We start from the raw sequence: 24,380 nt of genomic DNA, 5'->3' as shown, positions 1-24,380 counted from the left end.
GCCGGCTTGGCCGTAGAGCCGGGCTACGACACGCGCCGGCCGGTCGACCATCCGACTCCGTTTGAGCCAACAGAATGCTGCAATCTAACCCGGAAAGTCTCTAATTGTATGCCGCGCCTTATCAGGCGGCGGCGAGCTGCAGTTCCTTCTGCACCATGGTGCGCAACGTTCCGAGATCCTTGGCGAAGGCGCGGATGCCTTCGGCGAGTTTTTCCGTCGCCATCGCGTCTTCGTTCATCATCCAGCGGAAGGTCTTCTCGTCGACGGAGACCTTCGGATCCGGCTTGCGGCTCTCCGGCGAGAGCTTGCGCTCCAGCTTGCCGTCATCCTTGGCGAGTTCGTCGAGCAGGTTCGGGCTGATGGTCAGGCGGTCGCAGCCGGCAAGGGCTTCGATTTCGCCGGCGCTGCGGAAGGAGGCGCCCATGACGATCGTCTTGATGTCGTTCGCCTTGTAGTAGTTGTAGATTTCACGGACAGAGATGACGCCCGGATCTTCCTCGGCAGTGTAGTCCTTGCCCGTCGACTTCTTGTACCAGTCGAGGATGCGGCCGACGAAAGGCGAGATCAGGAACACTTTGGCGTCGGCGCAAGCGATCGCCTGGGCTTTGCTGAAAAGAAGCGTCAGGTTGCAGTCGATGCCTTCCTTCTGCAGCACTTCCGCGGCGCGGATGCCTTCCCAGGTGGAAGCGAGCTTGATGAGGATGCGGTCCTGGTCGATGCCGCGATCCTTGTAAGCGGCGATGATCGCGCGCGCCTTGGCAAGCGAAGCCTCGGTATCGAAGGAAAGATCGGCGTCGACTTCGGTCGAGACGCGGCCCGGGACGAGCTTCACCAGGGCTGCGCCGACGGAAATGGCGAGACGATCGGCGACGGCGGAAGAAACGGCTTCGGGATTGCCGCCCTGCTTCTTACCCCAGGTAACGGCTTCCTTGATGGCGTCGGCGAACATCGGCGTGCCGAGAGCCTTGAGCACGATGCTCGGGTTCGTCGTGCAATCGACCGGCTTCAGGCGGGCGACGGCCTCGATGTCGCCGGTATCGGCGACCACGGTGGTAATCTCGCGGAGTTGGTCAAGCTTGGATGTCATGGTCAATAATCCTTGTTGAACTTGGGCTGCGACCGGCGCGAGTTCCGCCGGGCAAAGGTGATCTACCGACAGGTTGTTTGTATGCTGCAGGCGAAAATGCGCGCATCCGTCACGGATGATTCATAAACGTGAAGGACAATGGCCGTGTTCCGGCCGCGAACGAACGGCTGTTCGTACGCAAGCGATGCCGCTTGCGGCTGGAAGGCCGGTCGTGACTTTCGGCATGCCCGCACTATGTCCTCCTCGGACGGACAAGAACGACGTGTGTCACCCGGACTATCGCCATTCGCCTTACGAAAAGTCAAGGACATTTGTGCATTTCAATTGACATAAGTGTCACACCCGTCATTATCCCCGGCAACAAAAGCGTCGCTAAGGCCTTTCATCCCACGAGGGATCTAGGGCAGGAAATCGTGCGGAGGAGATGTGGTCAAGCTCAAACGCGGCACGCACACGGCCTATTCGGAGGCATCCTCGCTACGGCTAAGGGCGGCATGGCTCTATTACAACGAGGGCCTGACCCAGAAGGACGTCGCCGAACAGCTCGGCATCAGTCGTACCACGGTGATCCGTCTGCTCGACGAGGCGATGAAGCGCAGCGAAGTCCAGATCTGGATCAACGATTCGATCGGCGACTGCGTTGAACTTTCGGTGAAGCTGGAACGCGCCTACGGCCTCGACGAGGCGATCGTCGTCCCTGCGCCGGTCAATGGCGACGTCAATTCGCTGGCTAAAAATGTCGGCCTGGCGCTTGGCCGGTTCCTCTCCGAAGCCATCCCGGACGACTACACCATCGGCGTCGGCTGGGGCCGCACCATGACCGCCTCGCTGTCGAGCTTCCGGCCGCCGCGGCGCGCCAATTGCAAGGTCGTCTCGCTGCTGGGCGGCATCGTCGCCGTGCATCAGACGAACCCGATCGATTACACATGGCGGCTGGCAAATCAGCTCGGCGCCGAGTGCTACATGTTCCTGGCGCCGCTTCTCGTCGATTCCATCGAGACGAAGCGCAATCTGATCGAGAAATGCGGGCTGGACACGATCTACCGCCTCGCCGAGAATCTCGATCTGGCGATCGTCAGCTGCGGCGATATCGGCCCGCATTCGACCTCGCTGTCGGAGGGCTGGATCTCGAAGGCCGAACTGCAGGAACTGATCGATGCCGGCTGCGTCTGCGACACCATGTTCAACTTTCTCGACAAGGACGGTAATTCGGTCGACCACTCGATCAATCGGCGCGTGATGTCCGTCGATCTCGACACGCTGAAGGAGGCAAAGCACATCGTGCTCTCCTCCGGCGGCGCCCATCGGGCCGTGGCGATCCGTGCGACGATCAAGCGCATCGGCTGCAACACGCTGATTACCGATGAAAGTGCTGCACGCGCATTGCTGGAATTGGCAGAAGCCTCGCCGCCCGCCTCTTCTCCCCAGCGGGGGTCCGAAGGACGGGTCGAGACCCGTGGCTCGACCCCGGTCGGCACCGACAAGCAGTTGCGGTTGAGCGACGAAAGGACCGACCGGTCAGAGCGATAAGCCACGACCGACTCACCGCTCTACCCGGGAAATTTTATCAGGCGTGCGCCGATTCCCAGCCGAGCATCGCCCGCTTGCGGGTGAGGCCCCAATGGTAGCCCGTCAGCGCCCCATTCTTGCCGAGCGCCCGATGGCAGGGCACCACGAAGGAGATCGGGTTTGCCCCGACCGCCGCGCCCACGGCGCGCTGCGCCGTCGGGCTGCCGATATCGTTGGCGATATCGGAATAGGTGACGGCCTTGCCGAACGGGATTTTCAGCAGGCTCTGCCAGACGCGCACCTGGAAGTCCGTGCCGATCAGCACGACGCGCAGCGGCTGATCGGAGGACCATTTGCCGGGTTCGAAGATGCGGGCAGCGTAGGGAACCGTCGCCTGCAGGTCTTCGACATATTCGGCGTTCGGCCAGCGACAGGTCATATCCTCGAGGCAGGCCCTCTCGTCGCCGGAATCGCTGAAGGCAAGGCCGGCAAGGCCGCGGTCGGTCACCATGATCAGCGCCACGCCGAAGGGGCAGATGTGGAAGCCGTAGCGGATGATGAGACCACCGCCCTTGGCCTTCCATTCGCCGGGCGACATCGCCTCATGGGTGACGAAAAGGTCATGCAGGCGGCTCGGCCCGGAAAGGCCGACCTCGATCGAGGTCTCGAGCAGCGGCATGTCTTCCTTGCGCAGCAGCCGCTTGGCGTGGTCGAGCGTCACCGCTTGCAGGAAGCCTTTGGGCGACAGCCCGGCCCAGCGGGTGAAGGTCTTCTGGAGCTGCGTTGGCGACTGGTTGAGCCGCGCCGCGATCGCCTCCAGCGACGGCTGGTCGCGGTAATCCTCGGTGATGAGTTCGATCACCCGACGGACAATGTCATAATCAGGGCCGTCAGGCGTGATGTCTGTCTGCAGGTTGGCGATCATATTCATCGTCTTTCTCCTTGTAACCAGGAGATAGTCAATAGGCGGTGAGCAAACCACCCGATTCTTGCGTAGCCGCCGGATGGAGCAATGCCAGGACAAGTGCGAAGCGGTTTTCCCAGGCAAAGTGCGAAGCGCTTTTGCCGGGAATTGCGTAAAAACAAAAGCTGGAGCGGTTCTGCGCCTCCGTGAAAAGCTGAACCGCTCTAGCTCAGATCCGCTGCTTGACCGTCGCCAGCGCTCCCTTGAAGGCCTTGGCGAAGCTTTCGCGATCGTCGGGATTGAGGAAGGAGCCGATATCCGTGCGCCGGCCCTCGCCGAAGATATGCATGGAAAGGATGCCGATCTCCTGGTGCCGGCGAACGAGGAAGCGCGCCCAGAACGGATTGAAATGATGCTCCACCATCCGTCCCGAGGGCGCAAACTTGCGCACCGACACATCCGTGCGCGATACCGTCACCTGCTCGCGCGCTTTCCCGGAGCGGTAATTCAGCCAGAAGGCGCCGTAGAGAAGCAGAAAATCCACTCCGAAGAACAAGCCGATCGGCCAGGCCCCCGTCGCGATGAAGAACGTGCCGTAAAGCAAGCAGACGGCACCGGATAGGGCAAGCAGCACCTTGAAGCCCCGGCGGCCGAGCGACCGGTGGGGAAAGAGCTCGGCAGCGAAAACAGGCTGCTCATTGAAGCTGTCGGCGTTGCTTTCCGTCATGGCTGCTGATTATAGAGTTTCCATGGCGAATCCGAAACTCAAATCCGTTACCAAGACGCCGCAGGACGTGAATGTGATCGCCCGCCGCAAACCGGCGGCAGCGGTGCGCACGGCCTATTCGCTGGCCGAGCGCGAGGAGATCTTCCGCCGCTTCTCGGTGCAGCGGCCGGAACCGAGGGGCGAACTCGAGCACACCAACCCCTTCACGCTCGTCGTCGCCGTGGCACTTTCGGCGCAAGCGACCGATGTTGGCGTCAACAAGGCGACGCGCGCGCTCTTCAAGGTTGCCGATACGCCGGCAAAGATGCTCGATCTCGGCGAAGAGCGGCTGCGCGACTACATCAGGACGATCGGCCTCTACCGCAACAAGGCGAAAAACGTCATCGCGCTATCGCAGTTGCTGGTCGACCAATTTGGCGGCAAGGTGCCGGAGACGCGCGACGATTTGGTGAGGTTGCCGGGCGTCGGCCGCAAGACCGCCAATGTCGTGCTTTCCATGGCCTTCGGCCAGGCGACGATGGCCGTCGACACCCACATATTCCGCATCGCCAATCGCATCAGGCTTGCCCCCGGCAAGACGCCGGACGAGGTCGAGGCGCGGTTAATGAAGGTGATCCCGAACCACTACCTCTATCACGCCCATCACTGGCTGATTCTGCACGGTCGCTACACCTGCAAGGCGCGCCGGCCCGAATGCGAGCGCTGTATCATGGCCGATCTCTGCAAATCGCCGGAGAAGAGTTGGGATGTGCCGGCGCCGCTGGTCGAGCTACCGCCGCAGGTGGTCGGCGAGGCCGTCGAGTAGGACAGCGATCGCCTGCTCGTAATGCCGCCTTTCAGCACCTGTCTCGATCGCGATCGCCGCGCGATCGAAGGCCGCCGATAGCAGCGACGTCAGCGGTTCAAGCATAGCGCCGGCCTCCGGAAGCATCGCTGCAAGCCCTGCCCGCAGCGTCGCTTCCGCATTCTCTGCATCGATCGCCGCACTCGCCAGCGGGCCGAGAACCGCAGGTGCCTCGATCAGCAGCAGCCGCGTGCGCCCTGGCGCCGCCATCGCATCGAAATAGGCCGAGGCACCGGCAATCAGCATGGCACGCGGCGCGTCGTGGGACGCCGAGTGCGCCTCGATCGCCGCGGCCACCGCGCGCGCCTCGCATTCGATAACCGCCCGAAAAAGCGCCTTCTTGTCTTCAAAATGATGGTAGAGCGCGCCACGCGTCACTCCCGCCGCCGCGACGATCTCCGGCGTCGCTGTTGCGGCATAACCTTTCTCGACGAAGAGACGCCGACCGGCATCGATCAGTGCCTGTCTCGTCTGCTCCGTTCTCTCGCGATTGCTGCGGCTCATGCATATCTCTTTACATACAAACAGAATGTATGTTAATAGACAAAAACATACAGATTGTATGTAAACAAAAAAGGAGGAAAAAGAGATGAAATCGACGAGCTATTATCCTGTCATCATGACCGACGACGTTGCCGGCACCGCCAGCTTCTATTGCACGCATTTCGGCTTCAAATCTCTGTTCGAAAGCGACTGGTATGTTCACCTGCAATCGGCAGAGGAGGAGCATATTGCGCTTGCCATCCTTGACGGCAGCCACGAGACCATCCCGGCCATAGCCCGCGGCAGGGTGTCCGGCCTGCTCCTCAATTTCGAGGTCGCCGATGTCGATGCGATCTATGCCGCCTGCCGGAACGCCGGTCTGCCAATTCTGAGAGAAATCCGCGACGAGGATTTCGGCCAGCGGCATTTCATCACTGCCGATCCGAACGGCGTACTGATCGACATCATCAAGCCGATCCCGCCGAGCGCCGAATTTGCGGCGATGTACGACGCCTCCGCCCTGCCCGGCTGAGCTTTAGTCTAGGCGCGCAAACCGGGATCCTTAGCGGAAATCAGCTTGTGCAGATGCACCATCATGCCGGCGGCAAAAAGCGGCGTCAGAAGATTGACGATCGGGATCGCCAGAAAAAGGGCGATCATCAGCCCGCCGAGAAAGACGGTGGAGGCATGCTTGGCGCGAAAGAGCCGCGCCTCATCCGGCGAACGGAAGCGCATGGCGGCGAATTCGAAGAATTCCCGTCCGAGCAGATAGCCGTTCACCAGAAAGAACGCGACCAGATTGACGCCGGGGATGAACAGCAGCAGCAATGCCACGATATTGCCGAGGATCACCACACCGAGGAACTTGATCGAGCTTGCCATCGCCGGACCGAGCGGCATGGCGGTGCCCGGCGCGTCCTTGGGATAGTCGCGCTTTTCGATGACATCGGCGACGTCGTCGAGAAACAGGGCGGCGATCAGCGCTGTGACCGGCGACAGCAGTAAGGCCAGCATGAGGGCAAGGCCGATACCGGCAAGGATCGCGAAGATGAGAGCGAACCACCCCGCCCAATCCGGCATATCGGGAAAGAAGCTTGTGAGCCAGGGAAAGAGAAAGGCCATGAAGGCCCCGCGCAGCGCGAACCAGAGGCCGACGAGCACGAGGATCGTCAGACCCAGCACCTTCCAGAAGACAGAACGTGTTTCCGATGCGAACAGATTGGCGAGCGAAAGTCGAGCGGCGTCAAGAATCATGTCTCAGGCGTCTCCGGTTGCGCCGAAGATGTAGGAAAGATGCAGGCCACCGACAAGAGAGAATAAAAATTGCATTCAGTAATAGAAAACTTGTCGAAAACTAAATACTAATATAATATTGTGGCATATATGAAATACGCACGGGCCTGAGAAGCAGCTTCCGAAATAGTTGCAAAGACAAGGGGTCGCAACAGCGCATCCACGGAACGCCTCTGAGGAAGACGGGGAGGCTAACGTGGAAGACTTTGTGCAAAAACTCAGGCAATACGCAAAAACCGGCACACCGGCCGAGCGCCGTATCGCGAAATATTTCACCGAACATCTGAACGACCTGCCGTTCGAGACGGCTGCGTCCGTTGCCGACAGGCTGGATCTCTCGCCGATGACCGTCGGGCGCTTCCTGCGCGCGCTCGGTTATCAGGGATTGGACAGCGTCAAGGTGGAGATTCGCGAGACCGTGACGACATCGCCGGCGCAGTTGCAGAGCGCCATGAGCGAGCTGCATGCCGACGCCGCGGAGGGCAAACCGCTCGCCGTGCTGGTTGCCGAACAGATCCAGGCCCTCCATCATATCTATCATCTGACGGCGCAGCCGAACTGGTCGGAAGCCGTCGGCTTGATCAGCACGGCCCGCGAAGTGTCGATCGCCACTCATGCGCGGCTCGCAAGCCTGGCCAATCACTTCTGCCAGCGGCTGACGCAAGCCCGCGACGGCGTGCGCACACTCGACGCCGCCGACAACCGTTTTGCGGAACTCTTCGCCCGGCTGGCGGTCGACGACGCGCTGCTTGTCATCATTGACTGTCGTCGCTTCGCCAAGGCGCGGCTGCTTGCTCGGACGGCGCGGCGCTACGGCTATAAGGTTGTGCTCATTTCACCGCAGCAAGCGGACTGGATGGCGGACCAGTCGAACGTCATGCTGCCTCTGCCGCCCGCTCGCGCCCCCGATCTCGACAATCTTCCGCCGCTGATCGCACTGCTCGATTGCCTGTCGGAATCCGTCATCCTCCAAGTCGGAGAAGAGGCGGCCCTTCGCCGCCGCCGCATGATGGAATTCGCAACCGTCCTCGGCGAGACGGCGAATCACTAATTTAAAAGGTTATGCGCAGATTCAAAGTGATGGAGCGTCCTTAGAGCGGCGCTCTATTGCATCGTTTCCAATTCGGCGCGGTGCCGGTGCATGGCGAGAAGTCGGCGGTAGTCGCGGTCGTAGAGCGCCTGCTTCGCCTGGTCGGGAAGCCGTTCGTCGGCGCCCGGATACATCGCCTCGCCGGCCGCCGCCAGATCCTTGTACAAGCCGCAGGCGACGGAGGCTGCGATCGCCGTGCCGAGCAGCACTGCCTCGTTCATCTTCGGCACCACGACCTTGCAGCCGGTCGCATCGCTATAAAGCTCCATCAGCACCGGGTTTTTCACATGCCCGCCAGCGATATGCAGCGTATTGGGCATGTAGCCGTATTCCTTCATCATTTCCAGGATATGGCGGATGCCGAGCGCAATCCCCACCGCAGAGCGCCAATAGAGCGCGCAGAGCCCATCGAAGGACGTATCGAGCGTCAGCCCGCTGACGACGCCGACCGCATGCGGATCGGCGAGCGGCGAGCGGTTGCCATGGAAATCCGGCAGCACGAAGATCCGCGCACCGAAGGCATCCCCCTCCTCGGCCCGCAATTCGGCGATGCGCGCGACGATCCTCTGATGCAGCGCCGCCGTCGGCTCACCGCCGGCCGCATGCATGCGCACGATGTGGTCGAGCAGCGCGCCGGTCGCCGATTGCCCGGCCTCCACCAGCCAGGATTGCGGGAAGACAGCCTCGTAATAGGGACCCCACATGCCATGGCTCGGCTTGCGCTCCCGCGAGAAGGTAACGATGCAGCTCGACGTGCCGGCAATCAGCGCCAGTTGGTGCTCGCGTTTGACAGGATCTGCGGCATAGCCGCCGAGCGCGCCGAGTGCGCCGGCATAGGCGTCGATCATCCCGGCAGCGACACAGCAGTCCACAGTCAGCCCCAGCGCTTCCGCCGCTTGCTCGGTCAGCCGGCCGACGCTGTCTCCGACAGGCGTGGTCTCATCCGGCAGGTGGCCGCGCGCCTGAAGGTCCTCGAGGCCGATCTGATCCAGGAAGTCCTGCTGCCAGCCCTTTTCGAGATGGGCGAGATAGTTCCATTTCGCCGTCAGCGTGCAGCGCGAACGGGCGGGAGATCCGGTCGATTTCCACGTCAAAAAATCGGCGAGATCGAAGAAGTAGCCGGCCTTTTCCCATGTGGCGGGCAGCTTTTTCTTCAGCCACATCAGCTTCGGCATTTCCATTTCCGGCGACATCACGTGGCCGGAATGTTCGAGCACCCTGTGCCCCGTCGCCGTGCAGAAATCAGCTTCCTTCAGCGCCCGGTGATCGAGCCAGACGATCGTGTCGAAACGCCTCTCGCCGCCTGTGGAAACGCTGAGCTGCCGGCCCTCGAGGTCACGGACGACGAGCGAACAGGTGGCGTCGAAGCCGATCGCTCCGACCGAGGCGGCGGCGACGCCGGATTGCTCCATCGCCCTGCGCACTGCTGTGCAGGCGGCCGACCAGATGTCTTCGGAATCATGCTCGGCATGGTTTTCGCGCGGCCGGTTCATCACGATCGGATGCTCGGCCTTGGCGAGCAGACGGCCGCGTGCATCGAAGACGCCGGCGCGCGCGCTGCCCGTGCCGATATCCACCGCAACCACATGATCACGCATCAAGTCTTGGTCCCGTCCAGCTTATGGTTGCGGACAAGGTGTATCAAATCCGGCATGGCGTCAAACACCACTTCCGGCGAGAGGCGGTCGAGTTCGGCACGATATCCGGCGAAGTTGGCGTGTGATCCGCCGGTGAAGGCAAAGACCGTCATGCCTGCCGCCTTGGCGGCGGCAATGCCGGCCGGGCTGTCTTCGACGACAAGGCAATGAGCCGGCTCGACCTGCATTTCACGCGCCGCATGCAGGAAGAGATCGGGCGCCGGTTTGCCGCGCTTGACCATCGTTGCGCTGAAGATGTCGGGCAGCTTATCGAGAAGCCCGGTCACCGACAGCGAGAACCGGATTCGTTCCATCTGGCTGGAGGAGGCAACGCAGCAGCGAACGCCAAGCCCGTCGATCGCCGCGGCGATACCGTCGATCGGCTTCAGTTCCGTGCGAAAACGGGCGTAGAGTTCGATGCGGATACGCTCGAGGAATTCCTCGTCGGCATGGACGTTGAATTCGGTTTCCAGCGTATCGATGAGGGTCGACAGGCTGCGGCCGAGAAAGCGCTCATAGGCCTGGTCCTCGGTGATCGAGACGCCGAGATCGTTCATCGCCCCGACAAGCACGCTGATCGAGATCGGCTCACTGTCGACGAGTACGCCATCGCAATCGAAGATGACCAGCCGTGTTTCAGCATCAGCCATGGAAGACCCAACCTGAGTTCAATTCGGACACGTTACCGTCCCGCTTCACTCGCAAGGCCGGATGAATGGCAGCAATAGATACCGCCATCCGGATTCCTTACACTGCGAGCTTGCCGTCGAGATAGAGCTGCAGCGTCTCCCGCGTGCCCTTTTCCCACAAGGTTTTGAGAGCATGGGCGAAACGCTTGCGGAAAAGTTCGGACTTCGCCACTTCGCCGAAAATATCGTCGAAGACGAGGAAGGCCGAAGGATCGTCCTTGGCTTTCAGCGCTGCGGCATGCAGTCGCTCTGCGCTCGCATCGTTGAAGACGATATCCTTGCCGCTGTCGGTCTTGCCGGCGAAATAACGGCACCAGAGTGCTGAAACCAGCGCCAGGCCGACGACGTCCCGGCCCTGGCGAAGATTGTCGAGCGTCGACGGCAGGATGAATTTCGGTTGGCGGTTCGAGCCGTCCTGCGCCAGCCGCGGAATGGTGTCGGCAATCTTCGGATTGAGCAGGCGATGTTCGATCAGCGCAAAATAATCCGTCAGCGACGTGTTCGGCACCGGCGGTACGATCGGAATGATCTCGTCTTTCTCGAGTTTGGCGAGGAAGGCGCGGATCAACGGGTCTTCCATGGAATCATGCACGAAATGAATGTCCATCAGCGCCGCCGGATAGGCGATCGCGGCATGCCCGCCGTTAAGGATGCGGATCTTCATATGCTCGTAAGGCGTGACATCGGCAACGAAGGTGACGCCGACCTTTTCCAACGCCGGCCGGCCGGCGGTGAACTTATCCTCGAGCACCCATTGCTTGAATTCCTCGCAATAGACCGGCCAACTGTCCTCGATCTCGAAATTGCCCCTGAGGAAATCGATCTCGCGCTGGCTGGTCGCCGGCGTGATTCGGTCGACCATGGCGTTCGGGAAGGCGACATTCGCCCGGATCCAGTCGGCAAAGGCGGGGTCCGAAAGTGCCGCCGTACCGACCACGGCATTGGCGGTGACGATGCCATTATGGGGAATGTTGTCGCAGGACATGACGGTGAAGGGCTTAATGCCCTTGTCCTTGCGCGCCTTCAGGCCGGCGACGATCAGGCCGAACACCGTCTTCGGCGCGTTGGGGTTCTCTCCGTCTGCAGCGATCGCCGGATGGGCTGGATTGAACGTGCCTGATGCATCGATGAAGTAACCGCCCTCGGTGATCGTCATCGAAACGATGCGGATTTCGGGGTCGGCAAGCCTGCCGATGATCGCTGCGGCATCGCCGACCGGCAGTATGTCGATCATCGGCGCGGTGACGCGCGCCGCGGTCTTATTATTGTCCTGTTCGACGACTGTCGTCAGGAAATCCTGCGCCGCAAGCTTTTCGCGCATTGCGGCATCCGACGGCAGCACGCCGGCGCCGACGATCGCCCAGTCGTGATCCGTGCCTGCATTGAAGAGATCGTCGAGATAGATCGCCTGATGGGCACGGTGGAAGTTGCCGACGCCGAAGTGCACGATGCCGGCTTTCAGCGACGCCCTGTCATATCCAGGGATGGCAGCAGTGCGCGCCACATCCGAAAGCGTTGCCAGCGATAGTTTGCACGTCATATTTCAGTCCTCTTGAAGGTCTTGCCGAGACGGCCGGGGCGCCATCGCCCGGCTCGCATGCCTGCCCCCAGCCCGGCCGCCTGCCTCAGATGGCAAGGCCGCCCTCGTTGAATTTATGAATACGCGAACGGTCCGGCGTCAGGAAGACCGTATCGCCCGCTTTGGCGGCGAAGTCGCCGCTGCCGCGCGCCGTCAGCATGCCGATGCCCTCGGCATCGATATGCAGGAAGGTGTCGGAACCGAGATGTTCGGCGACCACGACCCTGCCCTTCCAGTCGCCGCTTTCCATCGACAGCAGCACATGCTCGGGCCGGACGCCGATGGTATGGGCGTTCAGCGCGGCGGCGTTTTGGCCGGTGATGAAGTTCATCTTCGGCGATCCGATGAAGCCGGCGACGAAGAGGTTGCGGGGGCGGCTGTAGAGTTCGAGCGGCGAGCCGACCTGCTCGATATTGCCCCTGTTCAGGACGACGATCTTGTCGGCCATGGTCATGGCTTCCACCTGGTCGTGGGTGACGTAGACCATCGTCGTCTTCAGCTGCTGATGCAACTCGCTGATTTCGAGGCGCATGTTGACGCGCAGCGCGGCATCGAGGTTCGACAGCGGTTCGTCGAACAGGAAGGCCGAGGGCTGGCGCACGATGGCGCGGCCGATCGCCACGCGCTGGCGCTGGCCGCCCGACAGCTGGCGTGGCTTGCGCTCAAGATAGTCGGTGAGGTTGAGCACCCGGGCGGCATCGCTCACCTTGCGATCGATCTCCGCCTTGTCGATGCCGGCCATCTTCAGCGGGAAGGCGATGTTGTTGCGCACGCTCATATGCGGATAAAGCGCATAGGACTGGAACACCATGGCAAGGCCGCGCTCAGACGGCGCCTTTTCGGTGGCGTCCCTGCCGTCGATGACGATCTTGCCGCCGGAGACGTCCTCAAGCCCGGCGATCAGCCGGAGCAGCGTGGACTTGCCGCAACCCGACGGGCCAACGAAGACGACGAACTCGCCGTCCTTGATGTCGAGATCGATCGAAGGGATGACCTTGGCTTCGCCGAAGACCTTGGAAACCTTCTGAAGGGTAATGCTGCCCATGTTTCTCTCCCTTTATGTTATTTCACAGCGCCGAAGGTCAGGCCGCGGACGAGTTGTTTCTGGCTGAACCAGCCAAGGATCAGGATCGGCGCGATCGCCATCGTCGATGCCGCCGAGAGCTTGGCGTAAAACAGGCCCTCGGGGCTGGAATAGGAGGCGATGAAGGCCGTCAGCGGTGCTGCCTTCGAGGCGGTGAGATTGAGCGTCCAGAACGCCTCGTTCCAGGCAAGGATGATGTTCAAAAGCAGCGTCGAGGCAATGCCCGGCACGGCCATCGGCGTCAGCACGTAGACGATCTCCTTCATCAGCGACGCCCCGTCCATGCGAGCCGCCTCGAGAATCTCGCCGGGGATTTCCTTGAAGTAGGTGTAGAGCATCCAGACGATGATCGGCAGGTTGATCAGCGTCAACACGATCACCAGGCCAGTGCGCGTGTCGAGCAGGCCAAAATTCCGGAACATCAGGTAGATCGGGATCAGCGCCCCGACCGGCGGCATCATCTTGGTCGACAGCATCCACATCAGCACGTCCTTGGTCCGCTTGGTCGGCGAAAATGCCATCGCCCAGGCGGCCGGAATGGCGATAATCAGGCCGATCAGCGTCGAGCCGAAGGAGATGATCACCGAGTTCATGAAGTGGCCGAGATAGTTCGACCGGCTCTGCACCTCGGCATAGTTCTCCGTCGTCCAGTGGAAGAACAGGAACTGCGGCGGCGAGGCGATGGCGTCGGCTTCCGACTTGAAGCTGGTGAGAAACGTCCACAGAATCGGGAAGAAGATCAGGATGCCGAGCGTCCAGGCGATCGCGGTGACGATGAGCTTACGCTTGGTTGTGACTTTTCTGGCCATCTCAAGCCTCCAGATTCTTGCCGACGAGGCGCACGAGGAAGATCGCGACGATATTGGCGAGGATAACAGCCACGATGCCGCCGGCCGATGCGCCGCCGATATCGAACTGCAGCAGCGCCTGGGCATAGACGAGATAGGTAAGGTTGGTGCTGTCGGTGCCCGGCCCGCCATTGGTGGTGACGAGGATTTCGGCGAAGACCGAAAGCAGGAAGATCGTTTGGATCAGGATCACCACGGTGATGGCGCGCGCCATGTGCGGCAGGATGATGTAGATGAATTTCGAGATCGGCCCGGCGCCGTCCATCTCGGAGGCTTCCTTCTGTTCCTCGTCGAGCGACTGCAGCGCCGTCAGCATGATGAGGGTGGCAAACGGCAGCCATTGCCAGGCGACGATCAGAATGACGGAAAACAGCGGCGCATTCGCCAGCCAGTCGATCGGCTGCAGGCCGAGCGCCTTGGCAAGATGAGCAAACAACCCGTTGACCGGGTTCATGAACATGTTCTTCCAGACCAGCGCCGCCACCGTCGGCATAACGAAGAACGGCGCAATCACCAGGATGCGCACGATGCCCTGGCCATACATCGGCTGGTCGAGCAGCAGCGCAAAGGCGATGCCGCCGATGACGGTGATCAACAACACGCCGGCAACAAGCAGCAGCGTGTTGATCAGCGCGGCGAAGAAAGCCGGATCCGTCAGGAAGTACTGATAGTTCAGAAAACCGACGAAGCTTTCCATGCCGGGGCTGAGCAGATTGTAGTTCAGCAGCGAGAAGTAGATCGTCATCGCCAGCGGGACGATCATCCATGCAAAGAGGAGCAGCACGGAGGGCGCAATCATCAGGCGCGCGGAGGAGCGGGTATGTAACGTTGCCATGGCAATCACCGATCTGGACTGAAGCGGGGAGCGGCCGCAAGGCAGCTTGTCTGGAAAAAAGCGGCCGCCGATGCAGTTCGGGCAATCGGCGGCCCAGAGAGGCGGATTGTCAAGGATCCACCTCTTGCTCGGGAGGCTTTATTTAATGTAGCCGGCCTTGGTCATTTCGCGGGTGGCCAGCTGCTGTGCGCTCTGCAACGCCTGATCGACCGAAAGCTGGCCGGCAAGGGCTGCCGAGAACTGCTGACCGATCGCCGTGCCGATGCCCTGGAATTCCGGGATCGCCACGAACTGGACGCCGACATAGGGGACCGGCTTGACGGTCGGCTTGCTCGGATCGGCCGCGTTGATCGAGTCGATCGTCGTCTTGGCGAAGGGAGCCGCCTTCTGGTACTCGGCATTCGCATAGAGCGAGCTGCGGGTGCCCGGAGGTGCGTTCAGCCAGCCTTCCTTCTCGGCAACGAGGTTGGTGTAATCCTTGCTCGTGGCCCAGGCGACGAACTTCTCGGCGGCTTCAGCCTTTTGCGAACCTGCCGGGATGGCAAGGCTCCAGGCCCACAGCCAGTTGCCGCGCTTGCCGAGACCCTTGTCGGGAGCCAGCGCAAAGCCGACCTTGTCTGCGACGGTCGATTCCTTCGGGTTGCTGACGAAGGATGCGGCAACGGTGGCATCGATCCACATGCCGCACTTGCCGGTCTGGAAGAGCGCCAGGTTCTCGTTGAAGCCGTTGGAGGAAGCGCCCGGAGGACCGGCATCCTTCATCAGCTTGACGTAGAAGTCGAGCGTGTCCTTCCACTCCGGCTGATCGAACTGCGGCTTCCAGTTTTCATCGAACCAGCGGGCGCCGAAGGAGTTGGACATGGCCGTCAGGAAGGCCATGTTCTCGCCCCAGCCGGCCTTGCCGCGCAGGCAGATGCCATAGACTTCCTTGTCCTTGTCGGTGATCTTGCGGGCAGCGTCGGCAATGAAGTCCCAGGTCGGGGCGTCCGGCATCTTCAGGCCGGCAGCATCGAACAGGTCCTTGCGGTACATGACCATCGAGCTTTCGCCGTAAAACGGCGCCGCATAGAGCTTGCCGTCCAGGGTCAGGCCGCTGCGGATCGCCGGCAGCAAATCGTCGACGTCGTAATTGGCGCCGAGATTGTCGAGCGGCACCAGCCAGCCCTGCTTTGCCCAGATCGGAACTTCATAGGTGCCGATCGTCAAGACGTCGTACTGGCCGCCCTTGGTCGCGATGTCGGTCGTGACCTTCTGGCGCAGCACGTTCTCTTCGAGGGTTACCCACTCAAGGTCGATGCCGGGATTCTTCGCCTTGAAATCATCCGTCAGCTTCTGCATCCGGATCATGTCGCCGTTGTTCACGGTTGCGATTGTCAGCGTCTCGGCCGAAGCCATGCCGGCAAACGCCAGTGCTGAGCAGGCGCCCAGCAGAAAAGTTTTCAATGTCATAATCTTCCTCCCAGAAGATGGGGTGTGAGCATTCGCTTCGCTCATGGGCAATTACTCAACAAACGATAAAGAATGTCAATCGGCAATCGTTGCTGCGATGCCGAAGAGAATACTCATCCAATTGATTTAACTATGATATTTTTGCTCAATTCCTGAGCAAAAACTCAGCAGTCTCTTCATCGGTGATCAAAGCATTGATTTGATGGCCGACAACGGCAGCCCTGATCGCCTTGAATTTACGCTTGCCCTTGGCCAGCCCAATGACCATCGATGCGTCGCGAGACGGGATCGGCGCCGACGCGACGCGCTCGTTGATCGGGTTGTCGATCAACCTGCCGTCGACATCGAAGATCCAGCCGCAGATCTCGCCGACAGCACCCCCGCGCATCAGCTCCATCATCTCGTCCTTCTCGAGAAAACCGTCGACGCAAAGCGGCCCATCGATGCCGAGCTCGCCGATGCCGACGAAGGTGACGTCGGCTTGCGCGCTCATGTTAAGCGTCGAGCGCACCAGCTGTTGGCCATGCAGCAGCTCCCGCTCCTCCGCCGAGGTGACCAGCACCGGCAGCGGCATCGGATAGTGTCGCGCCTTCACGGCATCGGCCATGCTGAAGATGACGTTGTAATAGGCCGCCGATCCGTCCGGGGCGATATTGCCGGTCAGCGAAACGATGCGGTGATTGGGACATTCGATCGCCGGAAGCTGGTCGACGGCCGCCTTCAGCGTGCGGCCGGTCCCGATGGCAAGCACGATCGGCTCGGCCCGTTTCAGCCACCGCTCGATCTCGGCAGCGGCCGCCTCGGCGATACCGACCGTGGTCGACGACGACGCGGGATCGCTCGGCACCACCTCCACATGTTTCAGCCCGAATTTCCGCCGCAGCTGACTGCTGAGCTCCAGGCAGGCGGCGATCGGATGATCGAGCCGCACCTTGATCAGGCGCTCGGCGACCGCCAGCGACACCAGCCGCTGCGCCGATTGCCGCGAGATACCCATCGCAGCGGCGATTTCGTCCTGCGTGCGCCCGGCGACGTAATAGAGCCAGCCGGCACGCGCCGCATCGTCGAGCCGTGCAGGGGTCTCGGATCTTTTTACCATCTAATGCCTACCGCGCAAAATGAGCCGGCGTGCCGCCGCCGAACATGATTTGAGTTTCTATCGCGCCAGATCAAAACAAAATTCCGGCAAATGTCGAGCCTGTTGCAAAGGGCCTCGCCAAATAACCGTCATCATTGTGGCAAACCCGCTCAGGCAAACCATTGCACGACGATATAGATCGCCGCCTTCACGAGACCGTAAATCACCCCGCCGGCGATGACCAGCGACACGGCCGTCATCACGAAGCCGATGAGCGCGAAGAGCCCGTCACGGCCCAAGATGCCGAACGCGAAGACCGAGATCGTGATTGCCGGCAGGATGTTGCCGAGCGGGACCGGCAGCAGCAGCACGATCGACAGCAGCAGGCATGCCGCCCCGGCGAGATACTCCGCCGGCGGTTCGGCGAAGATCGCAAGCCGCGGCTTCAGCATGCGCTCGGCCCAGGCGAGCCAGCGGTGGATGCGGCCGACGATGGTTTCGAAATCCTCCCGCCGCATCGAACGGTTGGCAATCACCTTCGGTAGCCAAGGTTTCAGCCCGAAGGTCAGCTGCGCTGCCAGGAAGACCAAGGGCGCGCCGAGCACGGCCGAGGTGCCCGGCGGAGTGGGAAAGGCGTTCGGCAGGGCGAAGATCAGCATCAGCGCGCTGATCGCCCTGTCGCCCATCGTGTCGAACAGATCGCCGATCGAAATCCGCTCGCGGCTCTGGTCGGCGGCCATCTGCCGCAAAATGGATGAGAGGCGACGGCCTTTGGGACGTGGTCTTCGGCTTCTGCGTCTGTCGGTGTCGGCGTTTTCGATCGTCATGATACCAGTGGATGATGGAATTGCAGGCTCGGATTTTGGCCGTGCAATATGCCAATTGAATGACTTGCGGAACAGGAAATCGGACGGAAGGCCTGTCAGTGGCGATTTGCGCTTGATCATCCTCCGTTTGCGCCGCAGACGCAGACGGCAGGCGGCCGAATGAAGGCTTGTAATTCCCCGCCAACAGTGCGAGCAGACGCTCGGAGACCAGAAAAACGGCAGAGTGGCAATGATCATTTCATTCGACATCGGCGGCTCCGCCATCAAGGGCGGCATCGCCCGCTCCAAGACAGACATCCTTCCCCTCGGCCGCCGCCCGACGCCCAGGGATGATTTCGCCGCTTTCGTCGAGACCCTGCGCGGCATCATCGCCGAAACCGGCGAACAGCCGAGCCGTATCGCCCTTTCCATCGCCGGCGTCGTCGATCCCGATACGCAGCGCCTGATCTGCGCCAACATTCCCTGCATCCACGGCCGCACGCTCGCGGCCGATCTCGAAGTCGAACTCGGCTTGGCCGTACTGATTGCGAACGACGCCGACTGTTTCGCCATGGCCGAAGCCGGCCTCGGCGCCGGCCGCGGCCACCGCATCGTCTTCGGCGCCATCCTCGGCACCGGCGTCGGCGGCGGCTTGGTTGCCGACGGACGCCTCGTCAACGACGCCGGCGGCTTTGCCGGCGAATGGGGTCACGGGCCGATCATCGCATCGGCGGCCGGCAATCCGCCCGTCGCCATTCCTGCCTATGCCTGCGGCTGCGGCCAGAGGGGCTGCGTCGACACCGTCGGCGGCGCTCGCGGCCTGGAGCGCCTGCACAAGACGCTGCACGATCTCGACCTTGCCAGCGAGGAGATCATCGCTCAGTGGCGCCACGGAGAGGAGAAGGCGACACGGACGATCGACGTCTATGTCGATCTCGTCGCCTCGCCCTTGGCGCTAACGATCAACATCACCGGCGCGACCATCGTGCCGGTCGGCGGCGGGCTTTCCAATGTCGAGCCGCTGCTTGCCGAGCTCGACCACGCCGTGCGCGCCCGCATCCTGCGCAAGTTCGATCGCCCGCTGGTGGTCCGCAGCGAATGCCGCATCGAACCCGGCCTGATCGGCGCGGCACTGCTGGGGCTGAAGGCCGAAGCGGCGGCTTAAAGCACCGGCCACATCCGCACGATCGCTGCGAAGCGATCCCAGTCCTTGCGCGCCGAAGGCGTCCAGGCAGCCTCGGCAACGGCCGAAAGGCGCGGAAAAACCAGCCGGTTGAAATAGGCGCGCGACAGGAAGTTCTCGGTCCAGATGCAGGCCTGGATACCGCGCATCTTCTCCTGCAGCGCCTCCGGCAGCTCACCCTCAGCCTCGTAAGCATAGGTGTGTTCCGGCGGGCTGAACCCCGCCCAGGCCGCGCCGGGCTCGGCCCAGGCTTCGGCCTGCGCCATATCGAGATAATAGGCCTGGCCCGGCGTCATCACCACGTCGTAGCCTTCCTGTGCCAGCTCGATGCCGACGGCGGGATTTTCCCAGGCCATCAGCAGCGTGCCGTCGCGATCGACCCCGCCACCATGCGAGACCTCGTTCCAGCCGACGAGTTTCCTGCCGCGCTCAGACAGCATGGCTTTGATACGTTTCAGGAAATAGGATTGCAGCTCGGCGGTGCCGGCAAGTTTCTCCCGCTCCATCAGTGCCTTGCAGAGCGGCGAGGAGAGCCAGGAGCCACGCGCCACTTCGTCGCCGCCGATATGAAGGTACTCGCCGGGAAACAGCGTCACCATCTCGTCGAACACCTTGCCGAGAAACTCATAGGTGAATTCGACCGCCGGATTGAGAGCATTGTTCGGATAACCCTGCACCGAGCGATAACTGTCCGGCGCCTCCTGCCCGTCGACAAGCTCGGGCAGGGAGAACAGCGTCGCCATGCTGTGGCCTGGAATGTCGACTTCCGGCACCACTTCGATATGCAGCGAGGCGGCATGCGCAACGATCCGCCTGGCATCCTCCTGAGTGTAATGGCCGGAGCGCGGTTCCGCCCCGTCGCCAAGCTGCGGCACGAGGACTTCGTCCGGCCCGCGCCGGGCGCCGATCTCCGTCAGCGCGGGATAGGCTTTGATTTCCAGCCGCCACGCTTCGTCATCCGTCAGATGCCAGTGGAAGATGTTGAGCTTATTCCAAGCGAGAATATCGATCAGCCGCGCGACGTCCGCCACCGAATAGAATTGCCTGGACACATCGAGATGGCAGCCGCGCCAGTCATAACGCGGCTGGTCGGCGATCGTGCCGAAATTGGGGAATTTGAAGCGCTCACGATCGGCGCGGGCACCGTGCAGCAATTGCGCCAGGCTGATCAGCCCGTATTGCCGCCCGGCGGCATCCGCACTCGAAAGCACGATCTCATGCGCGGTAAAACGCAATTCATAGGCAAAGGCGGCGATCGACGATTCGGTGACGAAACGAATGGCCCGCCCGGCTTCGACGGCACTGAGGGAAAACGGCACGTTGTCGGCCGGATAGAGCCGCTGGTAGAGCGCGAGAACCAGCGAGAGCGCCTTGATCGCATCGGGCCGCGTCCGCGCGGCCGGATAAAGGACGACCGGCAGCTCTCCCGCCTTCAGCCCGAGCGCCAGCGGCCAGGGTAGCAGCGAGAAAGGTTCCTCGATCCGGCCTGGCGGCAGAAGCGGAGGTGCCATGCCGCCATCCCGGCCTTCGAGCATCAGATCGCCGAAACCAACCGGAACGTGGCGCCCGTCGCCAAGCGTCAGATAGGCCGATTTGACGCCTGATGTCATATGTTTCGGCGCCCTGGTCAGCCCCTCAACCGTGAACCGCCAGCGCCCGCCGGGCGGCACGCTCAGCCCCTCGGGCGGCAGGAATTCATGGAAATGCGCGACCCGCCGCTTGAGGCTGCCGCCGTCGCAGACATGTTTGTCGGCAACCCGCGTCTCTGACGTATAGACGAGCGAGAAGCCGGATAGCGGCTCGGTCGAAAGATTGAAAAGCGTGAAAGTGAGGCGCCCGAAACTGCCCTCGACCGGGCTCCAACTTGCTTCCAGATGGTAATCGGCCATGGTCATGCCCTGCCTCGTCGCTGAGTGGCCGGGATCGCGGTTGGTCTCCCGGCATGCTTTCGCAGCTTAGCTTTTTCGAGGCGGCAATGGAATCGGCGCGCAGTTGCAAGACGGGGCAGGCAGTAAAGACGCGCGGCGCTGTAGGCAGCAAGGCGCTTTGATGATTAAGCTGTGACCTGTAAGGAAAACGGCGCGGCTTTCGCCGCGCCGTCCTCACTCTGCTGCCAACGCCGGCGGATGTCTGTCATCCGCCTCTTCCTGGATGGCGTCGGCATCCCTGCCTGGCTCGTCCTTCGCCTTCGGCTCCCGGCCGAAGAAAAGGGCGTAACCGGCGGGCAGAACCAGAATGGTCAGCACGGTCGCAACCAGGATGCCGCCCATCATCGCGTAGGCGAGCGGACCCCAGAAGACACCGCGGGAAATCGGGATCAGCGCCAGCACGGCGGTCAGCGCCGTCAGCATGATCGGCCGGAAGCGCCGCACGGCCGCCCCGACGATCGCCTCCTGCCGGTGCATGCCCGCCTTGATATCCTGGTCGATCTGGTCGACCAGGATGATCGAGTTGCGCATGATGATGCCGAGCAGCGCAATGACGCCGAGGATCGCCACGAAGCCGAAGGGGGCGCCGCTGATCAGCAATGCCGCCGCCGCACCGATGATCCCGAGCGGTCCGGTGGCGAGCACCAGCATCGCCTTGCCGAAATGCTGCAGCTGCACCATCAGCAGCACGATGATGACGGCGAGCATGATCGGCGCCTTGGCGGCGATCGACATCTGGCTTTCCGCCGCATCCTCGGCGCCGCCCTGGATTTCGACATTGTAGCCGGCAGGCAGGCTGTCGCGCAGGTCCTTCATGTCGGCATACATCTTCATGGCAACGTCGTTCGGCTGCACGCCGTCAGGCAGCGTCGCACGCACGGTGATCGTCGGCAGGCGGTTGCGCCGCCATTCGATGCCCTGCTCCATGACGGGCACGACCTTGGCCACCTGCGAGACCGGCACGAAGCCGCCGAAATCTGTCGGGACATAGACGGAATTGACCGCCGACAGCAGCGAGCGGCTGGCATCCGGCTCGCGGGCGACGATCGAGACCGTCTCCTCGCCGTCGCGGAAATCGTCGAGCGCAGCCCCCGACATGGCGGTCTGCAGCATCTGGCGCACGCGCTGCGAGGTGACGCCGAGTGCCCGGGCGCGATCCTGGTCGATCACCAGCTTCATTCCCGGCACCTCTTCCAGCCAATCGTCATGGATGGCGCCGAGCATCGGATTGGCCTGGAAGCGCGCCTTTACCTGATCGGCGATCTGCCTAACTTCCTGGCGGTCAGGCCCCATGACCCGCATCTGCACCGGCCAGCCGGTAGGCGGACCGAGGAAGAGGCGGTCGACCTTGCCGCGAATGTCGGGGAAGTCTTCCGCAAGGATCGTCCGCAGCTTGACGATCAGCCGCTCGCGTGCCGATTCGTCATTGGCCATGACGAGCAGCTGGGCGAAGTTCGGATTACGCAGCTGCTGGTCGAGCGGCAGGAAGAAGCGTGGCGCGCCTTCGCCGATATAGGTGGCGATGAACCGCTTGTCGGGATCATCCATCATCTTGGCTTCGAGCGCCTTTGCCTGCACTTCGACTTCCTTGATGCTGGTGCCCTCGGGCAGCCAGAGATCGACGAGAATTTCCGGCCGCGAGGATTGCGGGAAGAAATTCTGCGGAATGAACTGGAAGGCCCAGAGGCTGGTGACGAAGGTGCCGAGTGTCAGCAGCAGCACGATGACGCGGTGGCGCACCGCCCAGCCGACCGTGCCGCGCAGCCGGCGATAAAAACCGGTGTCGAAGGCGTCGTGATGCTCGCCGGCGTGATGGCGCTGCTTGAGGATCATATAGCCGAGCCACGGCGTGAAGTAGACCGCGACGAACCACGAGGTGACAAGCGCGATGCCGACAACGTAGAACAGCGACCGCACATATTCGCCGGCCGTCGAGGCGGCGAAGCCGACGGGAATGAAGCCGGCCGTGGTGATCAGCGTCCCCGTCAGCATCGGGAAGGCGGTCGAGGAATAGGCAAAGCTTGCCGCCTCGATCTTGACGAGCCCTTCCTCCAGCTTTCGCTCCATCATCTCGACGACGATCATCGCATCGTCGACGAGCAGGCCGAGCGCAATGATCAGCGCGCCGAGCGAGATGCGCTGCAGGTCGATGCCGAGTTCGTACATCAGCGCAAAGGTGGCGGCCAGCACCAGCGGAATGGCGATGGCGATAACGAGGCCCGATCGCCAGCCGATCGACACGAACGAGACGACCAGCACGATGATCAGAGCTTCGCCGAGCGCATGCATGAATTCGCTGACCGCATCCGTCACCACGTCGGGCTGGTTGGCGATCTGATCGACGGCGACGCCGTAAGGCAGCGCCTCCTCGAAGCGCTGATAGGTCGCCTCCACGCCCTTGCCGACATCGGTGACGTTGAAGCCTTTGGCCATGACGACGCCAACCTGAACGCTGTCGTGACCGTTGAAGCGGTACTTGCGTTGATAGGGGTCTTCGAGCCCGGAACTGACGGTGGCGATATCGCCGAGCCGCGTCACCTGGCCGCCGGCGCGCAGGCGCAGTTCGCGGATATCGGCGGCCTTCTTTACGTCGCCTTCGACGGAGATGCGCACCGAGCGCAGGCCGGTATCGACCGAGCCCGCCGGATCGACATTGTTCTGGCCCTTGATGGCGTTCTGCAGATCGAGGATCGTCAGGCCGCGCTCGGCGAGCGCCTTGGACGAGACGTCGACATAGATCTTCTCAGGCTGGTCGCCGATGATGACGGCCTTCTCGACGCCCGGCGTCGTCAGCAGCATGTCGCGCGCCTGGATCGCGAATTTCTTCAGCTCCGGATAGGAATAGCCGTCGCCGCTGATCGAATGCAGCGTGATGAACGTGTCGCCGAACTCGTCGTTGAAATAGGGGCCGAGCAGGCCCTGCGGCAGCTCGCTGGAGATGTCGCCGACTTTCTTGCGCACCTGGTAGAAGGCGTCCGCCACATCCTTCGAATTCGTGTCGCCCTTGACCTGCAGGGTGATGATCGCGCTGCCCGCCCGCGTATAGGACTTGACCCAGTCGATATGCGGGGTTTCCTGCAGCTTGCGCTCGATCTTGTTGACGACCTGATCTTCCATCTCCTGGATGGAAGCGCCCGGCCAGATCGCCTGCACGACCATGACGCGGAAGGTGAATTCGGGGTCCTCGCGCTGACCCATGCGCATCAGGCCGAGCACGCCGGTGATGATGATCAGCCCGAAGAGGAAGCGGGCGATGCTTGGATGTCCGATCGCCCAGCGCGACAGATTGAAGGGCCGCTTTTCGGTGGTGGCGTCCATGGTCTTGTT

At 62.1% G+C, this 24,380-nt stretch carries 20 protein-coding genes and 1 pseudogene; 5 read left to right on the top strand and 16 right to left on the bottom strand.

Annotated elements, in window-relative coordinates; all coding sequences use genetic code 11:
- Positions 1 to 121: 121 nt before the first annotated feature.
- Positions 122 to 1,087, bottom strand: a complete 966-nt coding sequence (gene tal / locus G9X68_RS31440; protein WP_171605703.1) for a transaldolase — start codon at positions 1,085 to 1,087, stop codon at positions 122 to 124.
- Positions 1,088 to 1,513: 426 nt separating this feature from the next.
- Here tal and G9X68_RS31435 point away from each other — a divergent pair.
- Positions 1,514 to 2,521 (top strand): annotated as a pseudogene (locus G9X68_RS31435) (sugar-binding transcriptional regulator); the annotation flags it as partial.
- Between the two features lie 133 nt (positions 2,522 to 2,654).
- Here the strand turns inward: G9X68_RS31435 and G9X68_RS31430 are convergent.
- Complete coding sequence (locus G9X68_RS31430; RefSeq protein WP_012759061.1) at positions 2,655 to 3,527, bottom strand: methylated-DNA--[protein]-cysteine S-methyltransferase; 873 nt, start codon at positions 3,525 to 3,527, stop codon at positions 2,655 to 2,657.
- A gap of 202 nt (positions 3,528 to 3,729) precedes the next feature.
- Positions 3,730 to 4,227, bottom strand: coding sequence for a DUF2244 domain-containing protein (locus tag G9X68_RS31425; protein WP_171605702.1), 498 nt, complete (start codon positions 4,225 to 4,227; stop codon positions 3,730 to 3,732).
- On the opposite strand from G9X68_RS31425, the gene nth reads away from it, so the two are divergent.
- A complete protein-coding gene (nth, locus tag G9X68_RS31420) occupies positions 4,226 to 5,032 on the top strand; it encodes an endonuclease III (RefSeq protein WP_171605701.1) in 807 nt (268 codons plus the stop codon). The two genes, G9X68_RS31425 and nth, sit on opposite strands and share 2 nt — an antisense overlap.
- Here the strand turns inward: nth and G9X68_RS31415 are convergent.
- The gene (locus G9X68_RS31415; protein ID WP_171605700.1) at positions 4,997 to 5,575 is read right to left on the bottom strand and encodes a TetR/AcrR family transcriptional regulator; all 579 of its coding nucleotides are present in this window, start codon (positions 5,573 to 5,575) and stop codon (positions 4,997 to 4,999) included. The genes nth and G9X68_RS31415 overlap by 36 nt on opposite strands.
- Before the next feature lie 85 nt (positions 5,576 to 5,660).
- On the opposite strand from G9X68_RS31415, the gene G9X68_RS31410 reads away from it, so the two are divergent.
- Positions 5,661 to 6,086: a VOC family protein gene (locus G9X68_RS31410; protein WP_171605699.1), complete on the top strand. Its 426-nt coding sequence runs from the start codon at positions 5,661 to 5,663 to the stop codon at positions 6,084 to 6,086.
- 8 nt (positions 6,087 to 6,094) lie between these two features.
- On the opposite strand, the gene G9X68_RS31405 is transcribed toward G9X68_RS31410, so the two are convergent.
- Positions 6,095 to 6,808 carry a sulfate transporter family protein gene (locus tag G9X68_RS31405; protein ID WP_171605698.1) on the bottom strand — a complete coding sequence of 238 codons (714 nt, stop codon included), beginning with the start codon at positions 6,806 to 6,808 and terminating at the stop codon, positions 6,095 to 6,097.
- A gap of 235 nt (positions 6,809 to 7,043) precedes the next feature.
- On the opposite strand from G9X68_RS31405, the gene G9X68_RS31400 reads away from it, so the two are divergent.
- Positions 7,044 to 7,898 carry a MurR/RpiR family transcriptional regulator gene (locus G9X68_RS31400; protein ID WP_171605697.1) on the top strand — a complete coding sequence of 285 codons (855 nt, stop codon included), beginning with the start codon at positions 7,044 to 7,046 and terminating at the stop codon, positions 7,896 to 7,898.
- A gap of 53 nt (positions 7,899 to 7,951) precedes the next feature.
- Here G9X68_RS31400 and G9X68_RS31395 read toward each other — a convergent pair whose 3' ends face one another.
- From G9X68_RS31395 to G9X68_RS31355, 9 genes are all read right to left on the bottom strand, one after another.
- Complete coding sequence (locus G9X68_RS31395; RefSeq protein ID WP_171605696.1) at positions 7,952 to 9,535, bottom strand: FGGY-family carbohydrate kinase; 1,584 nt, start codon at positions 9,533 to 9,535, stop codon at positions 7,952 to 7,954.
- A complete protein-coding gene (locus tag G9X68_RS31390) occupies positions 9,535 to 10,224 on the bottom strand; it encodes an HAD family hydrolase (protein ID WP_171605695.1) in 690 nt (229 codons plus the stop codon). Before G9X68_RS31390 ends, G9X68_RS31395 begins: the two co-directional genes overlap by 1 nt.
- A gap of 97 nt (positions 10,225 to 10,321) precedes the next feature.
- Positions 10,322 to 11,803 (bottom strand): mannitol dehydrogenase family protein, encoded by a 1,482-nt coding sequence (locus G9X68_RS31385; RefSeq protein WP_171605694.1) that lies wholly within the window; start codon positions 11,801 to 11,803, stop codon positions 10,322 to 10,324.
- Positions 11,804 to 11,888: 85 nt separating this feature from the next.
- A complete protein-coding gene (locus tag G9X68_RS31380) occupies positions 11,889 to 12,887 on the bottom strand; it encodes an ABC transporter ATP-binding protein (RefSeq protein WP_168263026.1) in 999 nt (332 codons plus the stop codon).
- A 17-nt stretch (positions 12,888 to 12,904) separates the two neighbouring features.
- Positions 12,905 to 13,735: a carbohydrate ABC transporter permease gene (locus G9X68_RS31375; RefSeq protein WP_017989488.1), complete on the bottom strand. Its 831-nt coding sequence runs from the start codon at positions 13,733 to 13,735 to the stop codon at positions 12,905 to 12,907.
- Position 13,736: 1 nt separating this feature from the next.
- Complete coding sequence (locus tag G9X68_RS31370; protein WP_017989489.1) at positions 13,737 to 14,609, bottom strand: carbohydrate ABC transporter permease; 873 nt, start codon at positions 14,607 to 14,609, stop codon at positions 13,737 to 13,739.
- Between the two features lie 138 nt (positions 14,610 to 14,747).
- Complete coding sequence (locus G9X68_RS31365) at positions 14,748 to 16,058, bottom strand: ABC transporter substrate-binding protein (RefSeq protein ID WP_171605693.1); 1,311 nt, start codon at positions 16,056 to 16,058, stop codon at positions 14,748 to 14,750.
- A gap of 145 nt (positions 16,059 to 16,203) precedes the next feature.
- Positions 16,204 to 17,157 (bottom strand): sugar-binding transcriptional regulator, encoded by a 954-nt coding sequence (locus G9X68_RS31360; protein ID WP_171605692.1) that lies wholly within the window; start codon positions 17,155 to 17,157, stop codon positions 16,204 to 16,206.
- Positions 17,158 to 17,306: 149 nt separating this feature from the next.
- The gene (locus G9X68_RS31355) at positions 17,307 to 17,885 is read right to left on the bottom strand and encodes an exopolysaccharide biosynthesis protein (RefSeq protein WP_171605705.1); all 579 of its coding nucleotides are present in this window, start codon (positions 17,883 to 17,885) and stop codon (positions 17,307 to 17,309) included.
- Between the two features lie 307 nt (positions 17,886 to 18,192).
- Here G9X68_RS31355 and G9X68_RS31350 point away from each other — a divergent pair, with 307 nt between their 5' ends.
- A complete protein-coding gene (locus tag G9X68_RS31350) occupies positions 18,193 to 19,107 on the top strand; it encodes an ROK family protein (RefSeq protein ID WP_171605691.1) in 915 nt (304 codons plus the stop codon).
- On the opposite strand, the gene G9X68_RS31345 is transcribed toward G9X68_RS31350, so the two are convergent.
- Together G9X68_RS31345 and G9X68_RS31340 are read right to left on the bottom strand one after the other, a co-directional pair.
- Positions 19,104 to 21,014 (bottom strand): beta-N-acetylhexosaminidase, encoded by a 1,911-nt coding sequence (locus G9X68_RS31345; RefSeq protein WP_171605704.1) that lies wholly within the window; start codon positions 21,012 to 21,014, stop codon positions 19,104 to 19,106. The genes G9X68_RS31350 and G9X68_RS31345 overlap by 4 nt on opposite strands.
- A 213-nt stretch (positions 21,015 to 21,227) precedes the next feature.
- Entirely contained in the window at positions 21,228 to 24,371 is a 3,144-nt protein-coding gene (locus G9X68_RS31340) for an efflux RND transporter permease subunit (protein ID WP_171605690.1), read from the bottom strand.
- Positions 24,372 to 24,380: the final 9 nt, after the last annotated feature.

Origin of the sequence: Rhizobium changzhiense, from assembly GCF_013087625.1 — a bacterium.
Taxonomy (GTDB): Bacteria; Pseudomonadota; Alphaproteobacteria; order Rhizobiales; family Rhizobiaceae; genus Rhizobium; species Rhizobium sophorae.
Note: the sequence above shows the minus strand (reverse complement) of the source record. Positions and strands in the feature narration are given on the sequence as shown.